The 956-nt window shown below is 61.9% G+C and carries 1 protein-coding gene; it reads right to left on the bottom strand.

The window, feature by feature from the left end; translation table 11 throughout:
* The coding region (locus IDM28_RS23685) for an Ig-like domain-containing protein (protein ID WP_262500196.1) at positions 1–956 on the bottom strand (956 nt) is incomplete at both ends.

Here is a 956-nt window from a genome sequence, read left to right as displayed (position 1 = left end):
TCAGGGTGATCAGGTTGGTGCCGTCCTGCACCTGCAGCGTCGGCGTGAACAACGCCGTCCAGGTGATGCCGCCGTCGATGCTGGTTACATCGCTGAGGGTGCCGTTGGCCACGCTCAGGTCATCGTTGCTGAAGCCGTTCACCGCTTCGCTGAAGGTGAAGGTCACCAACGTGCTCTCGCCAGCGCTCAGCGCCGTGTCGGCCATGCTGATCACCGCAGTCGGGCGCTGGGTATCGACGGCGAAGGCGTTCGAGTCGGTCGTGCCGCTGCCGTTGTTGCCGGCCAGGTCGGCAACGCCAGTGTTGTCCAGAACAATCACATTGCTGGTGTTGGAGATGTTGCTGTCGGGGGTCAGGGTGCCAGTCCAGGTCACCCCGCCATCGCTGCTGATGAAATTGCTCAGCTGGCCAACGCTGACACTCAGATCGGCCCGGGTAAAGCCGGTCACCGCCTCGCTGAAGGTGACGGTGACGGTCGACGTTTCGCCGACGCTCAGGGCGCTGTCAGCGATCACGATAGTCGCAGTCGGGCGCTGGGTGTCGATGGCGAAATTGTTCGAGTCGGTGCTGCCGATGCCGGTATTACCGGACACCCCCATCACACCGGTGTTGTCGAGGGTAATCAGGTTCGTACTGTCATCGACGTTGCTCGATGGCGTGAACGTGGCTGTCCAGGTCAGACCACCATCGTTGCTGATGACGGTGCTGAGCGTGCCGTTGGCAATGCTCAGGTCGGCATTGTTGAAGCCGCTCACCGCCTCGCTGAAGGTGATTGTGACCAAGCTGGTTTCGCCGACCGCCAAGGCCGTGTCGGCAACCACGATGGTGGCCGTCGGCAGCACGGTGTTGACGGTGTAGTTAGGCGAATTGGTCGTGCCAGTACCGCTGTTGCCGGCCAGATCGGTGATACCGCTGTTGTTCAGGGTGATCAGGTTGGTGCCGTCCTGCACCTGCAGC

The sequence above is a fragment of the Pseudomonas sp. EZ-C24 genome, from assembly GCF_014525325.1.
Lineage (GTDB): Bacteria > Pseudomonadota > Gammaproteobacteria > Pseudomonadales > Pseudomonadaceae > Aquipseudomonas > Aquipseudomonas shirazensis.
The sequence above is the reverse complement of the archived record's forward strand: the minus strand, read 5'-3'. Positions and strand labels throughout refer to the sequence as shown.